Source organism: Kurthia sp. Dielmo, assembly GCF_000307285.2.
Classification (GTDB): Bacteria; Bacillota; Bacilli; order Bacillales_A; family Planococcaceae; genus Kurthia; species Kurthia populi.
Window position 1 is genome coordinate 52,059 of the sequence record NZ_HE578958.1, and the last position, 25,347, is coordinate 77,405.

The following is a 25,347-nucleotide window of genomic DNA, read 5'->3' on the forward strand; positions in this document are numbered from 1 at the left end:
CCCTCATATGATTAATGAGGGCAGTTTTTAATAGAACGTAAACCAAATTCCGATAACTAAAGAAACGAGCACAAATACCACATATAATGATGAGATATCAAACAATAATCCCACTAAGAATCTGAAAAGAGATTTAACCATTTCTCCTTTCCCTTCCGTTTTAGCTTCTTTTATGTATTCATTTATTAAAAAAATAATGTTAATTAAGAAAAAGAGAATTAAGATTAACCCGATTATTTTCACTGTTTTAAACGCTCCTAGCATTTATTGCTTATACTAATATAACATTTAATATAGAAACATTGAAATTATCGCCTAACACCTTCTTAACTTCCGGTGAATTTAGCCGTTATAGTAATTAGAAGGACGTGAAGTTATGAACCGACGATTTCAGATAATGATGACCCTTGCGTTAGCAAGTGCTCTTACTTTTTCAACACTTACAGTAGATGCCGCAAGCTATAAGCTTAGCAGCAATAAACTCGTAAATGCACAAACCGGGAAAACAGCAAAAGGCTATATTACGTATAATAAAAAGCTCTATAAAAATGGAAAGATTTTTAGTGGCATTTATAGTGATAAGCTATACAAAAACGGCAAAGTCGATAAGAAAAATTATTATGTCACCGGTAGCACACTCTATAAAAATGGGCGCATTGTGTATTCACTCGTTTTATACAATGGTGTGCTCTACAACAGCTCGATGCGTGCTGTCGGTAAAATCGTTTATGATAATAAACTGTATGTAAATGGCAAAATAAAAGAAGGCATTGTATTATCCTCTAATAAACAATTATATGAAAATGGTGTATTGAAAAAAGGTTTTGCGATTTATAAGGACCGTATTTATTTTGATGGTTTACTTTATGGAGATACGGTTGTCTTTAATAGCCAGCTTTTTATCGAGGGTGATTTAGCAGAAGGTTTGAAGGTATACGATGACCATTTATTTTTAGATGGCAAGCTCGCACCTGGTTATATGTTGTATAACCCAACAGGTGATCCTGAAAATTTTGAAGCAGAGGTGTTGTATTATAAAGGCTTTATTGTGAAGGGTGAATTCGTTTACGAGGGCATGACGTATATCGATGGAAAAATTGTATTACCGTAATTAAAAAGAGGCTTTGACATATGTATAAAAACACCCGTTCATATGAGCATAAGAAAAACCGGAATCGCACTGTAGCGCGGTTCCGGTTTTTCGTTGCGAACGCTAAAAAAGGAACATGACGTGTTTTGTCCCAGCCTCTTTTATATGCTTAGTTATGAATGCGACGTTCTGCTTCTTCTTCATAATATTCGCGTTGGACAACATTTGCTTGCTCAACTAATGTTGGTAAACGGAAAAAGTCAACGATCCACCAAATAATCGCAATTCCTAATGCGACAACACCGATATCAATTAAGAATGCAAAAAAGAATACCAGTGTTAGCGTTAAAATCGCTAAGCCGCTTCCCATATGGTTTAAATAAAATTTATGAACGCCAAAAAGGCCAAAAATCCAACGTTTACGCGCTGTTTTTAAATCACGATAGCCGTCTTCTTTTAATTTTTCTTCAACGTATGCCGCACGTTTTTCTTCTACTGTGCTCATGTAAAATCCTCCTACATAGTGCTCGTTTTATGTCACTTTCTATTATAGAAGAAAATACGTTTAAAAATCGTTAAATTTGAAAGTTTCTTTTACATTTTTATGTACTAGACAAAAAAACATCGCTCTAAGCACATAAATTATCCATAATTACAGATTTTTTTTTTTATAGACTAGCGAGTAATAATTTAATATAATTTGAATGCTTTATAAATTTTTTTATTGCGTATTTTGTCGAATAATGTCATAATATGAACGCGTGAATCATTTAAAGGAGGTCGATTTCATGCGCATTATCATCTTTGAACAAGATTATAGCGATATTAATACGATCCATAACTCAATTGAACGATTAGCAAAATTTAAAGAATATACAATTTATCAAGTGTTAACAACACGTAAAGTACAATCCATTTTAGATTACCTAGAAAGCTACGTGGCAGACAGTTACTTTATTTCTATTCGCCCCGATCAGCCCGAAACACTTGATCTAGCAAAACACGTTCGTCAAGAGAATCCATCAAGTCAGATTGTTTTGATTATAGAAGAGCAAACTGCTGAAATACAAGCACTTGCGACGCAAATCGACGCATCCCATGTCATTGAGAAAAATACAAAAGCGACACTACAACGTCATGTTGAGGAAGCTTTTGAGACAAATTACCAACAATATATGATTGATTCAGCTATTCTTAAAAAATCAATTTCTTAAATAAATCAAAAACAGGAGCCGCGTCGATGCAGCTCCTGTTTTTTTAATTAATCGTTCTAGCTTCCAAAGAACTTCTCGCGTTCTTCTTCTGACATATGCTTGCCTGCCTCTTTCATAATAAGCATAACCAAGATAAAGGTAATGACCATAAAAGCGATATTCATACCCTGCTTCAGTAAAATCCCCTTGTCATAGGCATTCACACCGTATTGTGTAATTAAATAGCCTTGTAATAACGCAGATAAAATTTCTTTCACAACAATGGATAGCGTGAAAACGACAAATAGTAATTTTACTTTCTTCGTATGGAAAATGGGTAGTATGCGTGCGCGGCGTTCTGGGTCAATCGCAAATAAATCAAGTGCCATATAAAGCATTAATGGCTTTTTAATTAAAACGGAAACAAAGTATACGCCTGCTAGTACATATGTATAGTAAACATTATTCCATAATAGATTCATTGCCGAGCCAGAGAACACCGTAATGAGCATTGTAATAATTAAATCGGCTAAAATAAAGGTCCCGAACACATTCAACTTCTTCTGCTTGCTGAACATATACAGGCCATAAACAATACCGATGCCGGCAGAGATGACCATGGCCATATAATCCGTCAAGCCAATTTTGTCGCGCATATGCCAGATAACGAGTGGGATGGCTACATAAAACACCAAATCCCATAGTGTGGAATTTTTTTTCATATGTATATCGCCCTTCTATTCTATTTTATGTACATACAATACCATACTCATTACAAAAAGAGACAAAAAACCTCTGGAATAATTGAGATTGCCACATTTTAAAGAGGATAATGCCATATTCAATGCGTAAACTGACTAGGATTTAAAACTTATAAGCTAACTAAAAATGAATGCCATTCGAACTAATGGTACCGTTGCCATTTTATACAACGGCCTAAGTCTACTATACATAATCTTCGCCTATTCTAATGAGTTTTGCGTAAATTCATGCAGTTTCTCGAAAACAATCGCATTTTTTTACAAGGTTCATTATCCTTATAATTAGGATAATTAATTAAAGGGAGTTTTATTTTTGACAACTCAGATGACCGTTCAACAAGCGTTTGAACATACCGAACTTTGGAATACAATTGGTTTTGAATTTATAAAAGGGGAAAACGGCGAAGCAGAGACAGCTCTTGATTTCCGCCCGGACCTTACAAATGTTGCTGGCACACTACATGGCGGCATGATGATGACAATGCTTGATAATACAATGGGCATTGCCGCATACACATTAGGATTTGATGTCGTGATGACGATTCAAATGGAGACACGATTTATTCGTCCTGTACAAGCTGGTCGCCTACGTGCAACAGCCGTAACGATCGACCGCACGCGTACAACTGCGATTTTAGAAGGTCGTATTTACAATGAAGATAATGAACTAATCGCCCTTTGTACGTCTACGTTCAAAGGTGTCAATCATAAATAGGATAGAAACTATCTCGAAATAAGAAGAAGGAATCGCGCCAAAGCGGATTCCTTCTTTTTTTAAGCCTCTTTATTTTAATTTCACTTGTGCAACTAATGGATCGTGGTCAGAGGCGCGTCCTGCTTGCTCTGTGAAGTCTGCATTGACGTGAACAATGTCAATTTTCGCGCCATTCTTTAAGCTTTTTGAAACGAAAATATGATCAAGCACTTGTGAGTTTCCTTGGTACACATATGTGTAGCGCTCATTCGTCGGTACTTTATGAATTAAATTTGCCATGCCAGCCTTTTCAAATGTTTGAAGCAGCTTGCTGAACTGGAAGTCATTATAATCGCCGACAGACACGATATTCGCTTTTGGATTTTTCGCTAATACATCACTCACGAAGCCACTGACAACGTTTGCGATTTTTTGGCGCTGTACTTCACTCGCTAAGTTAACGGGCTGTACTTGGCCAAATAATGGTGTATCGCCACCTTTTGAGTTCCAGTGATTGGCAATAACGATTAAATCTTTGCCATCTGCTGTAAATTCAGCAGCTAACGGCTTACGGCTATCCTCGAATGCTTCATTTGTCGGGTCAATTCGCCCTGGATTTACTGTTAAGCCTGTTTTCTTATTGTAGCCAACTGCTGTTGTCGCATCCCCTGCCGGTGCACCTGATTTTAATGATACACGCTCTGGGTTGTATAAGAAGCCGACACGAATATTCGCATTCGGTGCGCCACCGTCCTGATTGTTTTCAGGGTCGATATTGACGTATTGATACGTTGGACCGCCCGCTTCCTCGATTGCTTTAATTAAGCGCTCATATGATTCATTTGCCTTGCTGTCGCCTGCTTTTGCGCCGTTATTGTCCTGCACTTCTGTGACACCAACAATATCTGGGCTGCCAAGACTATTGGCAATTGAATGAGCTAATTTTTCAGCCTTCGCATTCGATGTTTCGGCTGTGTTATTTGAGAAGTTTTCTAAGTTAAATGAGCCGACTGTCACTTTTTTCTTAGATGCTTTTAGTTTCGTTGTTTCCTGTGTTGCCTTGCCTTGTTTATAGGTTTTTTGCATATTCTCTATGTTCGTGAAAATTTTATAGTTGGAATAACCGTAGCCAACAACGCCTTCGATTGTACCATTAAATTCATCGCCCGTATTGACGTTGTAGTCACGTACATTGTCACCAAAGAGCTTGAATTGTACGCGGTCTGCATTAGCATCGTTCGCTTCAAATAGTACGCCGCCATTTTTCGTATCTGTATGGCGTGATTTTAACACCGTAATGACATCGCCATATTCCTGCGGTGCTACAGCCTTAACATCCTTCACAGCTACGCGCATGCTTTCTAGGCTTTCCCAGTAATCAATCGCATCCTCATTTGGATCAAATTTCGTAAATTGATCATTGTCGATAACTGATTTCGGTAAATTTTGCTTTGTAATTTGGACTGTTTTTGGTAACGTCACATTTTCCGCTTTAATCGCTACTTGCCCGCCCTGATCGTCACGCGCATTAATTTGCGTCACCGGTAAATCCATCGTGCGTTTGTCACTATAGCCCTCGATATAATACTCATCCACCTTACCTGTTACAGAAACAAGATCGCCTACTTTGACATCTTGGCTATATTTTCCTGTATAAACGGTAATGGCTTCCGATGTACGGCTATCCTTATCTGCTTTTGCATCGGGTGTTTGCATATGGAAGTAATACGCGCCATTTAATTTATACGTAAATGTTACGACGCCTTCTACTTGCTGTACAGTTTTGCCAACATAGCTGGATTGATGTGTAGCACCTTGAATATCATGAATTTCGGTTGTATCTGCTGATGCCTGTCCACTTACTGCCGTTAAAATACCTACTGATAAAAGTGATGCTGTTAACCATTTTGCTTTCACTAGAAAGTCCTCCTCATAAAAAATATGCAAAGCTTGTTAGTATTTTACAAAAATTTATACATAAATGTAAGTAGCTATAGACCGTATTATTTGTAAAGCTTTGTAGGCAGAATAGTCTAACTATTCTTTACAAAAAATTAAAAACAGACCCCTTACTACTGTGACCTTCTTAAAGAAGCAGCCCGTTATTATTAAAAAAGGATTAAAAAAAGCACATACTACGCTTTTTTCGCGGAATGTGCTTTACGTTACTCTCGACTATCCATTATATTTACAGCTCTATCTCCATTTGGTCTTCCCATTCGCCTGTTACTAGATTTAGCGCATCTTCTTCATCTGGATATCTAAAATAAATAGGCAACGGTAATGTAACTTGTGCCAAATCAAAACAGCTTTTAATCCATTGACTAACTTCTTTCATTACAACTTCTTCCAAATCATTTTCATCATAAAAATTAACAAATCCAATCTTATCTCTCGAATATAAGATAAAATCATCAACTAAATCTACACCATACGTATATACATTATCTCCACTAACTCGAACAACTTCATCAAACATGTCCTCATTAACTGATAAATAAAAACCAGTATCATAGGAAAAAGTTGTATTTATAATCAAGACATTAGCACCTTCTGGAAGAGAAAAATTTTTTAAATTTACAAAAGCATTAATTAACTCACTTTCTTTACTTCCTAAATTACTTCGAACTTCCTTAATAAATTTTTCAACTCTAAGTTTATTAAATATCTTAAAAACCTCCAATTTAATTAACAAACACTTTTTTACAGCTCTATCTCCATTTGGTCTCTCCATTTGCCTGTTACCAAATTCAACACTTCATCTTCATCCAAAATCATAAAATAAATTGGTACATTAAAAGTGATTTTCGCTTCATCAAAACATTTTTTGACCCAATGCCCATATTCTTTTATAGTAATTCCTTCTAAACCATTGTCACTATAAAATTCACTAAACATTTCTTCTTCTTTTTCATTAAAGTTTTTTGAATCTTCATCATAGAGAGCAAAATTAGTAAGTAATTTTACACTAGAGGTATAATCACTATCATCTTCGACCGGATCAACCGAATTAAACATATCTTCATGTGCTTCTAGAAAAAGAGTAACGTCATCCAAAGAAAAAGATGCCCACGCAAATAAAACAGCCGTCTCATCTGGAAAACAAACATTTTCTAAACCCTTAAAAGATTCAATCAACTCATTTGATTTTTCCTCTAAATTAAATCTAACTTCTTCTACATAGCTTTCTACACTAAACACTTTAAAGCCCTCCTATTGTAAAAAACACATCCAACATTTTCTTGCTGGATGTGCTTGTTGTTATTTTTTCTTACACTTTTGAAGCGCCATTACTACGGCACAAATGACGAGCATAAAGCCATAGATGGCGACAAAAATCTGTGGCACTACAATGGTTACGGTTGATAATGCTACCATTGCTAAGCCGACAATGACATAGTGCCATACAACTTGTAGCTTATAGGTTTCCTGTCCGACATGCCATGCACGAAAATAGCCTTGTAAAAAGCCGAGTATTACTTGCATCACGCTAATGATATAGAGGCTCTCTACATCTAATGTCAGCATATAAATCATACCGAGTAGCGCAATCGGCAACGCAATTGGCATCGTCCATTTTTGCTGGAGATGATAGCCAAGTGCTGCACCAAAGGAAAATAGCGCAAAAATAAGTGCAAATAATGAAAAGGTTAATGTACTATTTTTTAGCCAAAATAAATAATACGGAAAAATAATTACCTGTCCGACTGTGATGAATAGCGGCCACTTAGTCATTGGCATGCTTCACATAATTATCATAGAAATAATTGCGGAAAATAATATCTGGGTCCTGCTGCTGTTTTTCGTCATACACACTAGCGGCATTTGGATACGCCTTTTTAAACTGCTCGGTCGTCTGATATGGATAATACGGTAAATAATACGTCCCTTCATGCTTTAATGTCACATCTGTCCATTGACGAATCAAGGTCTTGGCCTCCTCAATCGACTGCTCGGATGTACCATGTTGCAGCAGTACAACGAAGCCCATCATGTCATCCGTCGCATAGTTCAGCGCCGTTGCGTCATCTTTTGCGACATAGCGCAGTGTGATATTATGTACTTTCACATCATTTTTTTTATCATCATGCGGCAGCACTTGCTGAAGCTCGTTCACATAGGCTTCAAATTCATCTAGTGGCACGAAAAATTCCTGAAGTACCTCTACGCGCCCCGGTTTGGTATATTCCATAAAGGTAGACTCAGAGCGCATCGCATCATTACGATTAATTTCTTTATCATCAATTAACTTCATATAGCCGCGCTGCAATTGCCAGAAACCATTTTCAAGCGCACCGCCTTGACGTCCTAAATCAAGCCCGAGTTTACTTAACCGCTCAGAGCTTTCACCTTTCAACGGTGAGGTGTGATCAATCGCATCCATTTTTTCATAATCAATCGTATACACATCCTCTAAAAAGCTATTCGGTGCCACACTAATACGCGCATAATGCATGGCAATGCGGTCATCTTTTAAAATACTACGCATATGCGGTGCATAATCCGCCATCTTCATTTCAGTCGTATGCATCGTATAAACCGTATTGTCTGTCACATCGAGCGTCACATCAACAATAACGCCAAATAAACCATAGCCACCTAAAATATACTGTAGGCGCTCGTCATCTCGGCCTCGTTTTAACGTTTCAAATTCGCCCTGTGCATTCACAATTGTCAGCTCACGTACCGTACTGGCCATCGAGCCATAGCAAATATCTCGTCCGTGCGCATTGACGCTGAGCGAGCCACCTATTGTAAAAATCGATTGCGACTGTGTCACTCGGAGTGCCAAGCCTTTTTTCGCTAGTGCCTCTTGCACATCCATCCAGCTAGCACCCGCTTCGACCTTCACGGTTTTTTGCTGTTCATTCACCGATAGCACACGATTAAATGCGCGCATATCGATAACAATTCCGTCTTTATAGTATGTATGTCCACCTTGTGAATGTTGAAGCCCTGCGATGCTAATGGTGCGCTTCGCCTTTTGCGCCTCTTTTACGATTGCAACAAGCTCTTCTCGCTTCTTCACCTCATTAATTTGTGCGACCTTTTCCGGCATTAGCCCGGTATAGTCTGTCGTCATTGCCGTTTGTGATAAGCCATATGTTCTTTTTTCAATTGGAATTTGCCACCACACAACGCCTGTCATGACGCCGACAAGCCCTACTAACAGGCCTGTCTTTGTAGAACGTTTCATACAATCACCTCTTCTCTATCATAACAAAAAACTAGATAAGGAAACGCAAAAAAAGGCACAACCCGTCTAAGAGCCGTACCTTTTTATGTTTGAACTATACTTTTTTCGCTAATTCATTTACTTCTTCTGAGACATTCGTTAATTGCTCTAATGAATCGGCAATCGCTGTAATTGCAATGCCCTGCTGTGTTGAAATTTCGACAGTATCTTTTAATGTTTTTGAAATATCAATTACTTGCTGACGTAGATTTTCCATCACATCGTTAATTTCTGTCACCGAATCTGCTGATTGATTGGCTAGCTTCGTAATTTCACTTGCAACAACGGCAAAGCCTTTACCTGCTTCGCCTGAACGAGCTGCTTCAATCCCCGCATTCAGCCCTAAAATACGTGTGCTTTTTGCGATATTATTAATCATTTGTAGCATTTTTTTCGTATTTTCTGTGTACGCTAGCATCTCTTTTTGTGCTTGTTCAAGCCCAGCCATATGATGCTGGAACTCAGATGAAGAGGCCTGTACTTCCTCTGCGGCCGCCGCAATACTCGTTGTCGAATTCGCAACCATATCTGCCGCCTTTGTCAGCTTCGCTTGTACTTCAATCGGCTTCGAAATCCCTAAGCTTCCAATCACCTGATTACGCTCATCAAAAATAGGAATACCAATAAATCGAAAAGCCGTACCATATTTTTCAACAGGTACATCAACGATTACTTTCTTGCGTGTACGAAAAATATCAAAAACAATATCATCTGATTTTAGTGGACGTTGTTTGCTCATACGCACTTTATTTTGATCAAATGTTCCTCCATTATGCTCCCATATTGTATGGGTTAAATTGGTCATCGCAAAAAACGAGCCCTCATCAAATACATCGACAATTAACGGTAATGTGCGTTCTAGCTCTTCTAAACGATTCACTACAATTTTTTCCATCATCTACAAAACCTCCGTTCTTTAGTCCTAGTAACATTGTATCATTTAATTTCTTTTTATTGTAGTTTTTTTATTCACCTTTCAATCTTCATTGTTTTACAGAACTTTCTTAAGAATTTCTTCATTTTTATACGCTAGTATAATAAGCATAGAAACGAGGTTTTTTTATGTACCGATTTTTTTATTATGCGATGATGCTATGCTATGGCGGCTTAGTTATCGAAACGGTTTTCTTATCACGCGACCATTACCGTAATGTAAACTTGCAACCTTTTGATATGATTCACGCACAAGGGACACTAGACATCAATGTATGGGGTAATGTGCTATTATTTATTCCACTTGGCATCTACCTCATGATTCACTATAAACAAGTGGCTCTTTGGGGTGTCATGCTAGCTAGCCTCTGTATTGAAATTTTTCAATACATCTTCGCGCGCGGTGCGTCCGACATCGATGATTTCCTATTAAATACAATGGGTGGTCTAATCGGTATGGGACTGGCCTGGATACTCGGCAAATGCTTCGCTGATGTACAAAAAGCCGTTGCGATGGTCTCGATGATTATCGGACTACCCTTTATTGGACTTACGCTATTATTATTTATCGCAAATTAAAAAAGGCATGATGCAAGCGCATCATGCCTTTTCATTATTCTTTTACAACGTTTAAGTTCTTCGGTACTTCAAGCAGCACGAGCACATCTTGAAAAACGTCACCCTCTACGTCATCTACCTGAAATCCTTCGCCCTTAATAAAATCTAAGCGATCTGTTAATACTTTTACGGTCGGCATATCTTTTCGTCTAATGTCCACTTCATTTTCGCCTTCATCAATGATCAAACTCGGAAGCTCACCCGTTAGATTCATTTGCTTCGTTGCATACTTCAAATAATACACTTTTCCTTCTACGGTATTTGTCAGTTTATTGCTGCGCACGATTTTATAGCGAACTTCCTCGTTTTCATGAATATAATATTCTTCAGAAGTATCGACGTCTTGTACCCACATATTATCTTCAGGAATCGTTATTTTTTTATTATTAAATTGCTGTAATAATTGTTTGTTGTAGGCATCCATTTGCTGTCTCTGTTCCGCTGATACCTGCTTAGCTGTCGGCTCTGATATCGAAGTAAGAATGGCACCTAGCAGTAAAACGGCCACATAGCCCAAAGCAATCCATTTAATCGACTTGCCTAAGCGAATTTTAATGAATAATTTACGCGAAACAAGGACCACAACCAACACAAGAACGATTAAGAAAATAAAACCAAAAACACTTATATGACTCATTTTGCCATTACCCCCTTAAAGCGCCATTGTAAAAAGCCAAATTCTACGACGAGTAGCATCGCGCTAAAGCCAAGCCACTGCCATGATGTGAATAAATGCCCAATACTGTATATGTAAGCAACCACACAAAGAATAATCGTCACCATATAAATACTTACCCACATCCATTGTTTCGATTGTTTCAATAATCTAACGGTATAGCTCCACATGCTCGCCGCTAAAATAAGCAGGAAGCAAATAAGCATATTTTTATAAAAATAACTAGATGTTAATAATGTTGTATCATAATAGGTTGCGGCATCCGAATACTTCCCGCCGTAAGCTACGTATGGAATAAGTAATGCTGTCACACTGCCATATAGTGCTAGTAGCATAAGCATTAAGCTATCTACGCGGATTTTCACAGATAAAGGAAGACGAAAGACGTCTGTTGGCTCTATTTGCGCGACCTTGATTGCCCCAAAGCAAATCGCTAGTAATGTTACTAAGAAGGTCGTATTGGCATTGAAGATGGCATACACCACCGTACCGCCGAATTGTCCAGCGATTGAATTTAAGCTAAAAAATAATTGCACGATTATTAAAATAATAAAGAAGCCACGCATTTTCTCGGTTGTTTGCTTCCACTGGATACGATAATAGTTAGTTGTCATGCGTTTCTCCTCCTTCAAAAATTCGTTTATCATGACGGTCTAGCACCCGTGTATGCATCGGTACGCGTATATACGCCACATAAGGGTTATTATTGAACTCATCATCTGATTCGTCCCATGCTACTGGCAATAATGTCACGCCCTTTGCGGTAAGGTCGAGTGTTTCTTGCTGCCCTCTTACAATCAACTTATCTTTTTTAAATTGAATGGTCGGCTCCGGGTATAAAGCGCTGACATCTACATCGCCTACTAAAAATGGACGCTTGTACATGCTTACTTCTACCTCACCCTCTAAATCAGGTGCCTCCTCTACTACATACAGAACTTGGTGTTCCTCGATTTCGCTATTCATATAAAATAAATCCTTTTTATAGGCGAGTGTTTTCGTATAAAGTAGAAAATCAGCATATGCATCGCGCTTGCCACTCGCTAAATCTGTTAAAAATTGTTGCTGCTCCTGCTGATAATTTTTCACCTGCGCCATTGTATAGGACACTGGCGTCTCTTTCGTTAACAGCTGATAAATAACGGGGCTCGCTAGTAACACAACGGCATATAGTCCAACAATTAGCCCGATAAATCGTTTGCCCGGGTGCCATTTTAAGATGACACCGAGCAGTAAGAGTAACAGAATCATAATTAGAAATGTCATACCGCTTCCTCCTGACGTATCATCCAAATAAGTGCAGCTGCTAAAATAACTGCGATACTGGCCGTTCCGATATAAAGTACATGCTCAAATAATTGCGCAACGACGATCATTGCTACTAAACTAACGATGCCTACAAGAAATGCATACACTTTATTTATCGCGTATAAAAAGCCCAGTATACAAGCCATCATCAACCAAACAAATACTAGCATCGCCTGCATCCACACCTGTTCATTCGCTCGTAAAATCGTTTGTTCCGGCTCAATTAATAGGAAGTAAATGCTGATGACATAGCGTGTTAAAATAATCGCCAGTGTGAGGGCTGCACTATAAAGCACAGCTATAACGAGGCTCGCTCTTTGCTTCACATGCTTTGGAAATTGAAAAGGCTCTAGACGCTGCTGCTTCAGCGCCGCTCCTAGCATCATCGTACTCAAGCAACCGGCTACGATGAGCGGAACTAGATTGTAATAAATCGAGGTGAATTGAAAGTCAGCAAATACTTGCATTCGCTGGTCTTCTGTTACGAGAGCGAGGGCAAGTGCTATGAGCTGTGAAACAATTGTAAATAATACAATTTGTCGATTATTTCGCCACGTCCATTTTATAAAAAATCGGCTTAATTGATTACTACTCATTGTTTGAAAAGACATCATCAATCGACCCCTTTTTTTCTGCCGTCAAATATAAATACAAGTCCTTAGCGCTAATCGTCTGCTGTTGGAAATCACCTTTTATATGGCTTGGCACAAGCACCCGGTCACCGCCAAATGGTGAGCGCTCGAGAATTAAAGCATCCGGATAAGCGGCAAGCATACGAGACAATTCACCTTCCCAAATCATATGTGACGACGCAAAGTCATCGATATTATCATGCACGAGCACCTTGCCATCATGTAAAATGACAATTTCTTCAAGTAAATGCGCTAGCTCATCTAGTAAATGACTAGAGATAATCATTAACCGCGGGTAGGCAATATACTCTTTTAAAATCGCGCGATACATATCTTTACGCAGGCCCTCATCAATCCCATTTACTGGCTCATCTAATAATGTCACTGCCGCACGTGTAGCGAGACCAAAAATAGTCGCAAACATCGACTTCATTCCTGTTGATAGCTGCTGGAATGTTTGATGAAGTGGAATATCAAAATAAGTGAAGAGTTTTTCACTTAATGCTTGGTCCCAGTGCATATAAAACTGCGCTCCCATTTGGCATAGCTCACGTAGTGATAAATTCGCTGGAAATGTCATATTCGGATGAATATAAATACTATTGACGGACACATATAAATTATCAAAGGCAGATTGCTCTAAAACCTCTACCTTGCCCTTCGTTGGTTTTTCTAAGCCAGCAAGTAACGACATCAATGTCGATTTCCCTACGCCATTACGACCAACCAAACCTACTAGCTTTGGCTCATCAATTTGTAGATTTAACTCATCTAACACTATCTTTCTACCAAATTTTTTTCGTACATTCACACAGTTAATCATCCTAAGTCCCCCTTACGGAAAATGCGTTCAATCAAAGCGATAAGTTGTCGTTCTGATATGTTTAAACGCTGTGCCTCTTCGACTAATTCCGCTACCTTGTCATGTAAGCCATGCTGTACGCGCTCATCCATTAGTTTTTCGCGTGCCCCTTCCATTACAAACATTCCTAATCCCCTTTTCTTATACAGTAATTCTTTTTCAAGTAAAATCGTTAACCCCTTGCCAGCAGTGGCTGGATTGACATTAAATTTTTCTGCCAATTGATATTGTGAAAACACTTTCGCATCCGCTTCAAGGCGCTGTTCAATAATTTCATTTTCAAGCCATTGTGCAATTTGCACATAAATCGGTACTTGCCCATCTTGTAGCTGCATAACGTCCTTCCCTTCAATTTCATCAGTGCATTACTGTTGTAATGTACTATACATCTTTTTCAAATTTTTAGCAATATGAAATTTTATTTTTCCATAAAAAAAGAGGAATCCGAAGACTCCTCGCGCTTGTTATTCAGGTAATTGATAGTCCTTTAAATCCTCACGCAATTGCTGCTTTAAGAACTTGCCGACCGATGTTTTTGGAATTTCTTCTAAAAAGACGACATCATCTGGTATCCACAGACGTGCAAAATCTTGTCGTAAATGATCAAGTAGCTCTTCTTTTGTAACGGTGTCTTTAAATTCTTCTTTCATCACCACACAGGCAACCGGACGCTCAAGCCATTTCGGATGCGGTACCGCAATGACCGCCGCTTCTGCGACCTTTTCATAAGACATGAGCGCATTTTCTAACTCAATCGAGGAAATCCATTCACCGCCTGATTTAATTAAATCTTTCGTACGGTCGGTAATGCGAATATTGCCATCTTTCGTATAAACCGCAATATCTCCCGTATAAAGCCAGCCATCTTTAAAGGCGTCATTTGTACGCTCATCGCGGTAATACTCTGCTGCAATCCATGGTCCTTTGACAATTAGCTCGCCCATCGTCTCATCGTCCCATGGTACATCACCGTTTTCATTCACAATACGCGCTTCTACGAGTGGCACTGTAAGCCCTTGCGTTGTACGAATGTCCATGCGCTCCTCATAATCATACTGCTCTGTTTGTGACGTATAAATCGATACACTCACAAGTGGAGATGTCTCCGTCATACCATAGCCCGTATAGAAGGTAATGCCCATTTCCTCAAAAGCTTTTGCCATACTAATTGGCGAAGCTGAGCCGCCACTGACAATAAGACGGAGACTTGATAAATCACGCGGCTTTTTCTTTTGCTCTTGTAAAAAACCGAGCCAAATCGTTGGCACACCAGCTGAGATCGTCACACCGTATTGCTCACATAAATCAAGTAATAATTCCGGTGTAAAGAGTGGTCCAGGTAATACTTGTGTTGCGCCCAAATTCACGCATACAAACGGCATGCCCCATGCATTTACGTGGAACATTGGCACAATCGGCAGCATAATATCATGCTCGCTTAACGCCACACTGTCTTTAAACATCATTGCAAAGCTATGCAGTACGATACTGCGATGCGTGTAAACAACGCCTTTTGGCATACCCGTTGTGGCAGATGTATAACACATCCCAGCCGGTGTATTTTCGTCAAAATCTTCGGCAAAGACATGTGTTGGATCGCCCGACTGAATGAGGTCCTCGTAGGAATAAACATTCGGTAACGTTGTCGCTGACACATCTACCGCATCCCCACACACAATAAAAATTTTCACCGTTTTTAGTAGTGGTGCTACCGCCTCGATTAATTTTAAGAGCGTATGGTCAACAATTAATACGTCATCCTCAGCATGATTAATCACATATACAATATGCTCCGGTGACAAGCGAATATTTACCGTATGCAAAATCGCCTCACTGCATGGCACCGCAAAATACATTTCTAAATGGCGATGGTCATTCCAACAAAATGTCGCAATCTTTGTACCGCGTGTCATACCTAATTTCGTTAGCGAAGAAGCTAGACGTCGCGTACGCTCTGCGTATTCCTTATACGTAAATTCATGCATTGTTTCTGGTCCTGTACGTGAGTAAATTTTTTTATGCCCAAAATACCGTTCTGCTCGTTTAAAAAAACCCGTTAACAATAAAGGTGTATCCATCATATGCATATGTCTCGCTCCTTTGTCGTTTACATTTTTTCTAAAATCGTTGCATTCGCCATCCCCATACCTTCACAAATCGCCACTAGACCATACTGTAAATTTTCACGCTGCATGCGGTACAGCATCGATGTCACAAGCTTCGTGCCGGTCGCACCTAATGGGTGGCCGAGCGCAATAGCACCGCCGTCGGGATTTACTTTTGCTAAATCCGCCCCAAGCTCCTTTGCCCAGACGAGTGGCACCGGCGCAAATGCTTCATTGACCTCAAACGTATCAATGTCAGCTAGTGTTAAATTTGCACGCTGTAGCACACGCTTTGTCGCCTCAATTGGTCCGGTTAGCATGAGCGTCGGATCAGAGCCTACGACACTACGCGCAATAATTTTAGCAAGCGGCTTTAGCCCAAGCTCCTGTGCCTTTTCAAGCGACATAACAACAACTGCCGAAGCACCGTCACTCATCTGTGAGGCATTGCCGGCTGTAATAACGCCATCTTCTTTAAAAACCGTTTTAAGTGCCGCAAGCGACTCGCTATTCGTATCTGGGCGCGGCCCCTCATCACGCGTCACATGCCCAATCGCTGTGATTTCTTCGTCAAAATGACCCGCTTCGATGGCTTGTAACGCGCGCTTATGGCTCGTTGCCGCAAAGTCATTGACGTCCTCTTTCGTTAAGGCCCATTTCTCCGCCATGCGCTCTGCCGATACCCCTTGATGAATAATGTCATATTGTTCTCGTAAGCGCTTACTTTGTTGCGCACCATCTGTATGAATAAACATTGGGACACGTGTCATACTCTCGACACCCCCGGCAATCACAATATCCATATCACCCGCAAGAATAGCCTGTGCCGCAAAATGCATGGCCTGTAGACTAGAGCCACACTGACGGTCAATCGTTACACCTGGCACTTCAATTGGGAAGCCCGCCATTAGCGTTGCCGTACGCGCAATATTCATGGACTGCTCCTGTGATTGTGTCACACAGCCAATAATGACATCCTCAACTGCCGCCTTTTCAATACCGGCTCGTTTAACAACACTTTCTAAAATATCTGCTAATAAATCATCTGGGCGTACATCAGCGAAGCCACCTTTTCGACGGCCAACCGCGGTTCTTGTTGCTGCTACAATTACTGCTTCACGCATTTAAAATCCCCCTTAAACTAGCATATTCTGTCTTTTTATATGTATTATTTTACATGATACAGAAAATTTTCACAATTTTCTGATGAATATTTTATAATAGAAGATGAGGTGAGAACTATTGACAACCATTCATGATCATTTAGGTCGACAACTTGTAGTACAACCGGGGCCCCAGCGCATTATTTCACTATGCCCCGCTATTACGGAAACATTGCTTGAATTAGGCAGTAAATCTGTCGTTGGGCGCACCAAATATTGCATTTTCCCACAAGAAATCGTCGAAGATATCGCAGTCGTTGGTGGCACAAAAACGATAGATGAAGCAGCCATTCACGCGCTCAATCCGACATTAATCATTGCGGAAAAGGAAGAAAACACAAAGGAAATAGTCGAGACATTAGCCGCGCACTACCCTGTATTCGTATGCCAGGTTGAGACCGTAGATGATGCCTATCGTTTGATTGAAACACTCGGTACATTAGCGAGCGTGCAGCAAGCGGCAGTTGCATTAATAGACGAGATTCAAAAAACCTTTGCACAACTTCCAGCACTATCTGGTAATGCTGCCTATATAATGTGGCGAAAGCCGTATATGGCGGTCGGTAAGACGACCTATATTACGAGTCTGCTCGAAATGCTCGGCTTCACCAATCCTATAACGAAGCTCGACGGTCGCTACCCTGCGGTAACAATCGAAGATTTGCAGCAGGCAAAGCTTGACTATGTCCTGCTGTCCTCTGAGCCATTCCCGTTCTCTGAAAAGCATCGCGCAGAATTTGAACCATATTTAGCAAACGCAAAAATCATTTTTGTAGACGGTGAAATGTTTTGGTACGGCGCACGTATGCTCAAGGCGGCGCATTATTTTAATACGATTCAACAAGCGTTTAACTAAGCAAAAAAGGCACTGTGTCATATTGACATAGTGCCTTTTTATCGAATTATACAATTATAGTTCTTCTGCCGTTGGTAGGCCGGTCATGGCTCCTTTTCGCGTAACAGCCATAGCACCTGCTTTATTCGCACGTGCAAAAATTTCCTCTAGTGAGCGCTGCTCGACAATGCTTTGAAGCATCGCCGCCACAAAGGCATCCCCGGCACCCGTTGTATCAACAACAGATGCGGCAACACCTGGCACATGAAAAGAACGCGCGGCGGTTTGTACAATACAACCCTTTTCACCTTGTGTTATGACGAGTAGCTTACAGGTCGGTAGTTCCCCTAAAAAGGCTTGCTCTTCCTCCGAGATTTTGATGATATCGGCGTACTGCCACATATCGAGAATCGTTTCGCGTGCAAGTGCCGCATTTGGCCATAAATTCAAGCGTAGATTCGGATCATATGAAATCAATGCGCCTTGTGCCTTCGCTTGTTTAATCGCTGTAATGGTTGCCTGCTTCGTTGATTCCTGAGTGCATGAAAGCGAGCCGTAATGGAAAATCGTTACGCCATCAAAGGCCGCCTTCGCTTCTCTAACCGTCGCAACGGATAAAAATTGGTCCGCACTTGGCTGCACGATAAAATCAAATGAGCGTTCCCCGTTTTCAAGCGTCACAAACGCCATACCTGTATGTGCCTTATCTGTTGTAAACATAGACGTCGTATCCACACTGTAAGACGCGCAAGTATCCGTTAAAAAGCGGCCATTTGCGTCATTGCCGACTGTTGTCATAAACGCCGCATTACCGCCTAATTTGGCAATTCCTACTGCGACGTTTGCCGGTGCTCCGCCTGCGCATTTTTCATACACTGTATTTGTATCATCTAATGGCAGCATATCAATTAATGCTTCGCCAAATGTTAAAATCTTTGTCATGTCCATTCACCCTATTTTATCGTACGCTATGAAGTGGATTTTCGCTATGCTTTTTTGCGTGTGAATGAATAGACATTAAATGGCGCTAACACAAAATAAATCGCCATCACTGCTAATACAAGCTCTAACTCATAGCCAGCCCCTTGGTCATTACCCAAAAAGCCATTTGCTGCTTTCACAGTGAAAATAGCACCGAGCATAATCGCAACGAATGCAATCGCGACATAGCGCGTGGCAATACCTAAAATCATTAAAATACCACCTAGCACTTCGATGATGGCAATCACATACGCTAAGCCACCTGGCAAGCCGATAGAATCAAACCATGCGGCCGTATTGCCAACGCCTCCTTGAAATTTAGATAGTCCATGTATTAAAAATGATGCGCCAAGCATAATACGTAATAGCAATGTAGCAAGTTGTTGTTTTTCCATAATAAGCTCCTTTTTTGTATTTGCAAACGATGATGGCCATCTATCACTTACGAATTGTAAGTAACTTTAAAATGAATACTTAATAAAGTCAACCATTTTACTAAGAATTACGTGATATGCCTTATAGTCTGTGAAGTTTCGTTTCACAAATTAACGACAATATTCCTTAGTTTTCATTGTGAAAAAATAAAAAAGCACATTTAAAGTACTCACTTTAAACGTGCTCTAGACACAAGATGCCTATTCAATAATCTCCATTAATAAATCAAGTAACGCTTCCTCGCGCGCCTTCACAAGCTCAACATCCGTTTCTTGAATCGCATATTCAAGCTGTTGAATAGCCTCTTCGATTTGTACAGCTTGCTGGGGCTCGGCATTACGGCGCACTTTTTTTGCACGACGAATGACACCCTTCATCTCACTCGCAAGCTTTGATTTTTCCCAGTCATCAAATAATTCGAGCTTCGCCTCTTTCACTTGACGCGCCGACATAATACCGCGCTGTGCATCAAGCACCTGTGAAATCGTACGCCCGGTACTGAGCACTGTCGCTTCAATTTGAATCAGTCCGTTGACGTCATAGCGGAACATAATCTCTACTTTTTCCTTGCCAGCTGCATTTTCTGGAATTTTGTCAACAATAAGCGGCGTTTCAGTAATGCGTAAGTCATCATTGACACGCGCATCCTCATCATCCCCTTGATAAACGCCAATATCAATCGTCGTTTGATTATCATTGACCGTATTGTAGATTTTTTTTGCTGTCACTGGAAGCGGCTCATTGCGGCGAATTAAAATATCAAAGTAACCGGATTGACGCTTGCCATCAACAATGCGTAAAACATCGGTCCCAAGTGTATACGGACACACATCAATGACCATTAGACTTGATTCCTCCGGCAAGCTATCTTCCTTCATCGCTCCTTGAATCGCAGCACCTAATGCGACCGCTTCATCTGGGTTAATATCCTTTTTCGCTATGCGCTCAAATTTTGCTTCAACAAGCTTTTGAACGAGCGGAATACGCGTCGCGCCACCAATTAAAATAATATCATCAATGGCATCTGGTGCAAGTTTTGCATCGTGAATGGCCTTATCAACATGCACGAGGGTCTCCTCTAATAGTGGACGCACAATGTCCTCAAATTCCGCACGTGTAATCGTATAATCAAGTGAAATCGGCTTTCCTTCGTACACTGCTAAAAAAGGTAAATTAAATGTCGCCGATAGTTCACTAGATAATGACTTTTTCACATTTTCCGCTTCGAGCTTCACACGGGCATGACGCTGTGTAATCTCGGACGCTTCACCAAAACTAAATAGTGGCACATCATATTGCGCCGCAAACTGCTCCGCTACCCAGTCCACTAATAAGCGGTCTAAATCCATACCACCTAAATGATTGTCCCCTGCGCTTGCCTTGACTTCGATTAAATTTTTATCCAAACGTACGACGGAAATATCAAAGGTTCCACCGCCTAGATCATAGACGATAATATTTTTCTCACTATCAGGGTGATCTAGTCCATAAGCAATTGCTGCTGCGGTTGGCTCATTCAAAATACGCTCGACCTTTAACCCCGCGATTTCACCAGCAATTTTAGTTGCTTTACGCTGTGCATCGGAAAAATACGCCGGTACTGTAATGACCGCTTCGGTAATTTTTTCACCTAAAAAATCTTCTGCGGCCTGCTTTAAGTACTTTAAAAAATGTGCTGAAATTTGTTCTGGCGTAAAGCTTGTTTCGCCGACCGTTATTTTTTCATCCGTCCCCATCTTCCGCTTAATTTCGAGTACGGTTTGCTCCGGGAGGGATGAATATTGATTTTTCGCCACACTGCCCACAACTAGCTCGCCGTTAATATTTTTTTGAAATACAGATGGGGTCGTGCGCTCACCTCGTGAATTGACAATCATTTCAGGCTGACCGTTTTTAACATACGCCATCGCTGAATTTGTTGTGCCTAAATCGATTCCTAAAATTGTCATATGCTCTCCTCCGTTACATGACGGTCATCACTTTTGCTTCGCGCAACACGTCATTCGTCTCTTTTATATAAAATCCTCGCTCGAATACTTTGCATACATGATGGCGCGCTACATCAGGCGCGAGGCTGCGCGGCATCGCGCCGATACTCACCATATATTCACCATCTAATTCCTTATGTAACACATCTAACTCATAAACATTAAAATGCGCGAGCTGCTCAATTAACTGTGCAATTAATAATGTTAACTGCGCAAGTGTTGCTGCTTTAATGCTCGTCCCGCTCAGACTTTCTGAAAAATAATCGAATTGGTCAATAATTTCAATCGGTTTATAACTAAAGCGGCGAATGACCTCGCTGGCTTGTAGCTCTTCAAAATCAAAATCAGCTAAACTAGCTAATCGTTCAAGCGGCTCATATAACGGCGCGAGTAACTCCTTTGTCATAACATCTAAAAAGCGCTGATGCTCGCGCTGTATATGATTTAATATGCGTAATGAGGCTCCTTCTTGTCGCAGTTGTTTAATTAAATGAACGTATTTTTCATCATCATAATCTGCGACATGGTCCAGTTTGGCGACATTTGTTCGCAGTGTCTGAAAGGCATCCAACCACGTTTGGCGTTCCTGCTCACGAAAGCTGTACGTTAAAAGCTGCTCAATCGGCTCAAGCATGTCCTTCGCGTAGCCACAAAATACCATCGTAGCATGACGTAGGCGGTCTTCAAGCACCCATTCACTATATTGTTGTAATAACCCGTTGATAGCCATGTCCCTATACCTCCTCAACTTACTTTAACCACTTCTTTCGATTTACAAACATCATAAATATTATCGTCTTATTTTCCTATTTTTTTATAAATTATCGCATTCTCTCTCTATTAAAGGGTTGCGATTACAGATATTCCAATTGAATACGCCTGATAAATTATGGCATAATAATAACGAAAAGGAGCGTGTTACAATGTATCGCAAAATGGAAGATTTCAAACAAGACTGGGCACATGCCGCCGGTGGCACAAAAATGGTATTAGGTGCTTTAACTGATGACACATTAAACCAAGCAATTGTTGAAGGTCATAGCACATTAGGTTGGTTAGGCTGGCATTTAGCTACTGCCCCTATGTTCTTCGTCGGACAAGTTGCTGGACTACAATTAACATCTGTAGGAAACCCACAAGAAGTTCCTACAGAAGCCGCAAAAATCGTAGCCGCTTACGAGCAAATTGCAGCAGAGATTACTGAAAAAGCAGACACACTTACAGATGAAGCATTACTTGAGGAAGTACCATTTATTCAAGGAAATGCTCCTCGTGGCGCGGTACTGCGCATGTTCATCGACCACCAAACACATCACCGTGGTCAAATGACGGTTTTATTACGCCAAGCAGGGCTTACAGTTCCTCCAGTAATGGGCCCTACACAAGAAATGCAACGCTAATAAAAAAGAGACTGAGGCAAAACACGTCATGTTCCTTTTTTAGCATTCGCAACGAAAAACCGGAACCGCACCACCGCGCGATTCCGGTTTTTCTTATGCTCCTAGGAGAGGTGATTTTTACACGTATGTCAAAGCCTCTTTTTCTTATGCTAATTATTCGCTCAATCCCTCTTGTCGTACGGTGAGCATGCGCCCAACACATAAAATAACAAGTGCAACTGTCACCATTACGCCCGCAAATGCAAGCGCTGCTAATTGATTATGATAAATTGATACAATTTCCCCCGCAAAAAGTGGCCCAATAATTTGACCAAATGCATAGACGCTCGTCAATAACGAGACAACGACCCCACTTTGCTGTGGATAACGTTTTCGCGCATACGCAGTCGTTAGCGTGACGATGCCAACAAACGTTAAGCCGTATAAAAAAGAAGAGAGTAGCACACTTGAAACGGTTTGTGAAAACACCGGTAACAGGATGCCGATAATTTGTAAACTATACGCGCTAACTAGTAACGTAATGGCCGATGTTTTTTCAAGTAATACGGTCCAAATTGGCGCAGATGGTACTGCCGCTAAGCCAACAACAACCCAGCTATAGCCGGCATAGTCCGTTAGCGCCGGAATATGATGAATAATATCCACTAAAAAAGTGCCTGTAATAATATAGCCAAGCCCCTCAAAGCCATATGCTACAATAAGCCACAGCATAAAGCCCTTCACAACGCGCGTGTCGGCTGTTTTTTCAATCTTTCTCAGCTCGGGTACTTCAACTGGACGCCATAATATATGAATACATACTACGAAAATGGCTGATAGGATGCCTAGACCAATCCATGCTCCCGTCCATAGTACACGCTCTGCTAAAAATGGCACGATTAAGCCGGATAATGCAATACCGAGACCAATGCCACTAAATAAGTAGCCTGACCATTTTGCGAGTGCATGATGTGCTAAATAATCCATGATGACGCTTGATGTTAAGACAAAAATTAAGCCCCCAGTAATGCCTGCAATTAAGCGTAATACTAACCACACCGTAAAGAAATCTACAATTCCCATCAATAAGACAGATAGCACGTTGATAACGACGCTCCAAATTAAAATGGCCTTGCGTCGTTTGTATAAAAAGCCTGCCCAAATGGCTCCGATAAAATAACCAATATAATTGCTAGAAGCTAAATAACTCGCTTCCTGAAATGAAAAGCCGACATCTTGTCGCATATACGGTAAAATCGGCGTAAACGCGAAGCGGCTAATGCCCATCGCAATGACAAGTAACAAAATTCCCCCTACGACTACACCAAAATGACGCCATGTCATACCCATCCCCCCTTAGTTCCTAAGTATACCAATTATCCATACATGAAAGCGTAAAATAATGAATAATATAGAAAAAAACCCCATATTACATTTTTATGTAATATAGGGTTTCACTATGATAGAAAGCATTCCGCTTTAATGTTGTTTAATCAACACAGATAATAGTTTTTTCGGTAACATACGCTCTAAAAGTACCGCAATCAAGCAAACGGTAATAAAGCAATAAACAAAAAACACAACACTCCGAATAAATTTCGTTACATCTAAGATCATAATCCACTTATCAAGAAAATGATAGCCGATGATCATGAGTGTAAATAATCCACAATATGAAGTTAGAGCTAAATAACGTTCCTTGTGCGTAAGTTGCTTAATGATTGTACGTTTTCTAAAAATTTGGATGACAAGTAGCAACGTAATTGCTGTAATCAATATGCTAAGTAGCATTTGCATCCCCCTCTCAAGCGATTCCTTACCTATGTAGTTTTGACTGCTCTTATACTTATATTGTTCCCAAATCGCTCAAAATTCAAGCAATTGCTTTTAAAAATTTAAGAATTTTTACATATTTAAAATATAATAAATATGCTGTAAGTACTTAGTATTTATTGTATAGACTTATATACGCTAGAGTATTTGCTTGTATTCAACATAAAAATTTTACTATTTTTAGCCTAAATATTTTAGATTCTATAGTAAACATATGAAAAAATTCATTGCTACATCATTTTTATAAGGCATTCTTAAAAGGCAACACGATGAAGGACTGGGAAAAATACGGCACGATAAACCGTAGTACCATTTATAAAAAATACAATACTTCATTCGTAAATTCTTACGCTGAAATGAACGTTAGCAAAGATTTCACCGAAACATTTACACATTTTATCTTCTTAAAAAAATAGCTACCACAGCCTTTCAAAACGAAAAAATTCGTTACTTCTACAAAAATAAAGACATGGTGATATGACGCAATGGCATTCTAAAAAATATCAACAAGTCATACTATAAAAAAAGAGAACCCGTCGAATCATACGGGTTCTCTTTAGTCGTGTAAGCGATATTGTTGGCATCCATTATCGATTAAAAAATGGACTTTCTTCTATTATATTAG

Annotated in this window: 28 protein-coding genes; 6 read left to right on the forward strand and 22 right to left on the reverse strand. The window is 40.1% G+C overall.

Annotated features, from left to right (window positions below):
• The first annotated feature begins 376 nt into the window (after positions 1–376).
• Positions 377–1,111: a hypothetical protein gene (locus KTHG_RS08810; protein ID WP_139992900.1), complete on the forward strand. Its 735-nt coding sequence runs from the start codon at positions 377–379 to the stop codon at positions 1,109–1,111.
• 148 nt (positions 1,112–1,259) lie between these two features.
• Here KTHG_RS08810 and KTHG_RS08815 read toward each other — a convergent pair whose 3' ends face one another.
• Positions 1,260–1,595 (reverse strand): NINE protein, encoded by a 336-nt coding sequence (locus KTHG_RS08815; protein ID WP_126991806.1) that lies wholly within the window; start codon positions 1,593–1,595, stop codon positions 1,260–1,262.
• A 283-nt stretch (positions 1,596–1,878) separates the two neighbouring features.
• On the opposite strand from KTHG_RS08815, the gene KTHG_RS08820 reads away from it, so the two are divergent.
• Positions 1,879–2,304 (forward strand): hypothetical protein, encoded by a 426-nt coding sequence (locus tag KTHG_RS08820; RefSeq protein WP_139992902.1) that lies wholly within the window; start codon positions 1,879–1,881, stop codon positions 2,302–2,304.
• Between the two features lie 56 nt (positions 2,305–2,360).
• On the opposite strand, the gene KTHG_RS08825 is transcribed toward KTHG_RS08820, so the two are convergent.
• Complete coding sequence (locus KTHG_RS08825) at positions 2,361–3,005, reverse strand: VC0807 family protein (RefSeq protein WP_139992904.1); 645 nt, start codon at positions 3,003–3,005, stop codon at positions 2,361–2,363.
• 352 nt (positions 3,006–3,357) lie between these two features.
• Between KTHG_RS08825 and KTHG_RS08830 the strand changes: the two genes are divergently transcribed.
• On the forward strand, positions 3,358–3,759 hold the full coding sequence (locus KTHG_RS08830) for a PaaI family thioesterase (protein ID WP_139992906.1): 402 nt from the start codon (positions 3,358–3,360) through the stop codon (positions 3,757–3,759).
• 69 nt (positions 3,760–3,828) lie between these two features.
• On the opposite strand, the gene KTHG_RS08835 is transcribed toward KTHG_RS08830, so the two are convergent.
• The 6 genes from KTHG_RS08835 to KTHG_RS08860 all read right to left on the reverse strand — a co-directional run bounded on the left by KTHG_RS08835 (position 3,829) and on the right by KTHG_RS08860 (position 9,872).
• Entirely contained in the window at positions 3,829–5,655 is a 1,827-nt protein-coding gene (locus KTHG_RS08835; protein ID WP_139992908.1) for an endonuclease/exonuclease/phosphatase family protein, read from the reverse strand.
• Between the two features lie 271 nt (positions 5,656–5,926).
• Positions 5,927–6,472: a hypothetical protein gene (locus KTHG_RS08840; RefSeq protein ID WP_139992910.1), complete on the reverse strand. Its 546-nt coding sequence runs from the start codon at positions 6,470–6,472 to the stop codon at positions 5,927–5,929.
• Positions 6,442–6,939, reverse strand: a complete 498-nt coding sequence (locus tag KTHG_RS08845; protein WP_139992912.1) for a hypothetical protein — start codon at positions 6,937–6,939, stop codon at positions 6,442–6,444. The genes KTHG_RS08840 and KTHG_RS08845 overlap by 31 nt, the downstream gene beginning before the upstream one ends.
• A gap of 60 nt (positions 6,940–6,999) precedes the next feature.
• Entirely contained in the window at positions 7,000–7,473 is a 474-nt protein-coding gene (locus KTHG_RS08850) for a hypothetical protein (protein WP_139992914.1), read from the reverse strand.
• Positions 7,466–8,935, reverse strand: coding sequence for an FAD-binding oxidoreductase (locus tag KTHG_RS08855; protein WP_139992916.1), 1,470 nt, complete (start codon positions 8,933–8,935; stop codon positions 7,466–7,468). Before KTHG_RS08855 ends, KTHG_RS08850 begins: the two co-directional genes overlap by 8 nt.
• Positions 8,936–9,029: 94 nt before the next feature.
• Positions 9,030–9,872, reverse strand: coding sequence for a methyl-accepting chemotaxis protein (locus KTHG_RS08860; RefSeq protein WP_139992919.1), 843 nt, complete (start codon positions 9,870–9,872; stop codon positions 9,030–9,032).
• 164 nt (positions 9,873–10,036) lie between these two features.
• On the opposite strand from KTHG_RS08860, the gene KTHG_RS08865 reads away from it, so the two are divergent.
• Complete coding sequence (locus KTHG_RS08865; RefSeq protein WP_126991796.1) at positions 10,037–10,486, forward strand: VanZ family protein; 450 nt, start codon at positions 10,037–10,039, stop codon at positions 10,484–10,486.
• Between the two features lie 34 nt (positions 10,487–10,520).
• Here KTHG_RS08865 and KTHG_RS08870 read toward each other — a convergent pair whose 3' ends face one another.
• From KTHG_RS08870 to KTHG_RS08905, 8 genes are all read right to left on the reverse strand, one after another.
• Positions 10,521–11,162, reverse strand: a complete 642-nt coding sequence (locus KTHG_RS08870; RefSeq protein WP_139992920.1) for a hypothetical protein — start codon at positions 11,160–11,162, stop codon at positions 10,521–10,523.
• Positions 11,159–11,815, reverse strand: coding sequence for a hypothetical protein (locus KTHG_RS08875; RefSeq protein ID WP_139992922.1), 657 nt, complete (start codon positions 11,813–11,815; stop codon positions 11,159–11,161). Before KTHG_RS08875 ends, KTHG_RS08870 begins: the two co-directional genes overlap by 4 nt.
• A complete protein-coding gene (locus tag KTHG_RS08880) occupies positions 11,805–12,467 on the reverse strand; it encodes a hypothetical protein (protein WP_139992924.1) in 663 nt (220 codons plus the stop codon). Before KTHG_RS08880 ends, KTHG_RS08875 begins: the two co-directional genes overlap by 11 nt.
• Positions 12,464–13,123, reverse strand: coding sequence for a hypothetical protein (locus tag KTHG_RS08885; RefSeq protein ID WP_186439539.1), 660 nt, complete (start codon positions 13,121–13,123; stop codon positions 12,464–12,466). Before KTHG_RS08885 ends, KTHG_RS08880 begins: the two co-directional genes overlap by 4 nt.
• Positions 13,098–13,964, reverse strand: a complete 867-nt coding sequence (locus KTHG_RS08890; protein WP_139992928.1) for an ATP-binding cassette domain-containing protein — start codon at positions 13,962–13,964, stop codon at positions 13,098–13,100. The genes KTHG_RS08885 and KTHG_RS08890 overlap by 26 nt, the downstream gene beginning before the upstream one ends.
• Positions 13,961–14,338 (reverse strand): GntR family transcriptional regulator, encoded by a 378-nt coding sequence (locus KTHG_RS08895; RefSeq protein WP_139992930.1) that lies wholly within the window; start codon positions 14,336–14,338, stop codon positions 13,961–13,963. Before KTHG_RS08895 ends, KTHG_RS08890 begins: the two co-directional genes overlap by 4 nt.
• 129 nt (positions 14,339–14,467) lie before the next feature.
• Positions 14,468–16,090 (reverse strand): long-chain fatty acid--CoA ligase, encoded by a 1,623-nt coding sequence (locus KTHG_RS08900; RefSeq protein ID WP_139992932.1) that lies wholly within the window; start codon positions 16,088–16,090, stop codon positions 14,468–14,470.
• A gap of 20 nt (positions 16,091–16,110) precedes the next feature.
• Complete coding sequence (locus tag KTHG_RS08905) at positions 16,111–17,232, reverse strand: thiolase family protein (protein ID WP_139992934.1); 1,122 nt, start codon at positions 17,230–17,232, stop codon at positions 16,111–16,113.
• 118 nt (positions 17,233–17,350) lie between these two features.
• On the opposite strand from KTHG_RS08905, the gene KTHG_RS08910 reads away from it, so the two are divergent.
• Complete coding sequence (locus KTHG_RS08910) at positions 17,351–18,127, forward strand: ABC transporter substrate-binding protein (protein ID WP_126991787.1); 777 nt, start codon at positions 17,351–17,353, stop codon at positions 18,125–18,127.
• A 54-nt stretch (positions 18,128–18,181) separates the two neighbouring features.
• Here KTHG_RS08910 and KTHG_RS08915 read toward each other — a convergent pair whose 3' ends face one another.
• The 4 genes from KTHG_RS08915 to grpE all read right to left on the reverse strand — a co-directional run bounded on the left by KTHG_RS08915 (position 18,182) and on the right by grpE (position 22,240).
• Positions 18,182–19,048 (reverse strand): carbohydrate kinase family protein, encoded by an 867-nt coding sequence (locus tag KTHG_RS08915; RefSeq protein ID WP_139992936.1) that lies wholly within the window; start codon positions 19,046–19,048, stop codon positions 18,182–18,184.
• Positions 19,049–19,092: 44 nt separating this feature from the next.
• Positions 19,093–19,482, reverse strand: a complete 390-nt coding sequence (locus KTHG_RS08920) for a DoxX family protein (RefSeq protein ID WP_139992938.1) — start codon at positions 19,480–19,482, stop codon at positions 19,093–19,095.
• A 240-nt stretch (positions 19,483–19,722) separates the two neighbouring features.
• Positions 19,723–21,471, reverse strand: a complete 1,749-nt coding sequence (locus KTHG_RS08925) for an Hsp70 family protein (RefSeq protein ID WP_139992940.1) — start codon at positions 21,469–21,471, stop codon at positions 19,723–19,725.
• A gap of 13 nt (positions 21,472–21,484) precedes the next feature.
• The gene (gene grpE / locus KTHG_RS08930) at positions 21,485–22,240 is read right to left on the reverse strand and encodes a nucleotide exchange factor GrpE (protein ID WP_139992942.1); all 756 of its coding nucleotides are present in this window, start codon (positions 22,238–22,240) and stop codon (positions 21,485–21,487) included.
• A gap of 193 nt (positions 22,241–22,433) precedes the next feature.
• Here grpE and KTHG_RS08935 point away from each other — a divergent pair, with 193 nt between their 5' ends.
• A complete protein-coding gene (locus tag KTHG_RS08935; protein WP_126991782.1) occupies positions 22,434–22,910 on the forward strand; it encodes a DinB family protein in 477 nt (158 codons plus the stop codon).
• Between the two features lie 153 nt (positions 22,911–23,063).
• Here the strand turns inward: KTHG_RS08935 and KTHG_RS08940 are convergent, their stop codons facing one another.
• Both KTHG_RS08940 and KTHG_RS08945 read right to left on the reverse strand, forming a co-directional pair.
• Entirely contained in the window at positions 23,064–24,233 is a 1,170-nt protein-coding gene (locus KTHG_RS08940) for a YbfB/YjiJ family MFS transporter (RefSeq protein ID WP_139992944.1), read from the reverse strand.
• A gap of 135 nt (positions 24,234–24,368) precedes the next feature.
• Positions 24,369–24,680, reverse strand: coding sequence for a hypothetical protein (locus KTHG_RS08945; protein ID WP_126991780.1), 312 nt, complete (start codon positions 24,678–24,680; stop codon positions 24,369–24,371).
• Between the last annotated feature and the right edge of the window lie 667 nt (positions 24,681–25,347).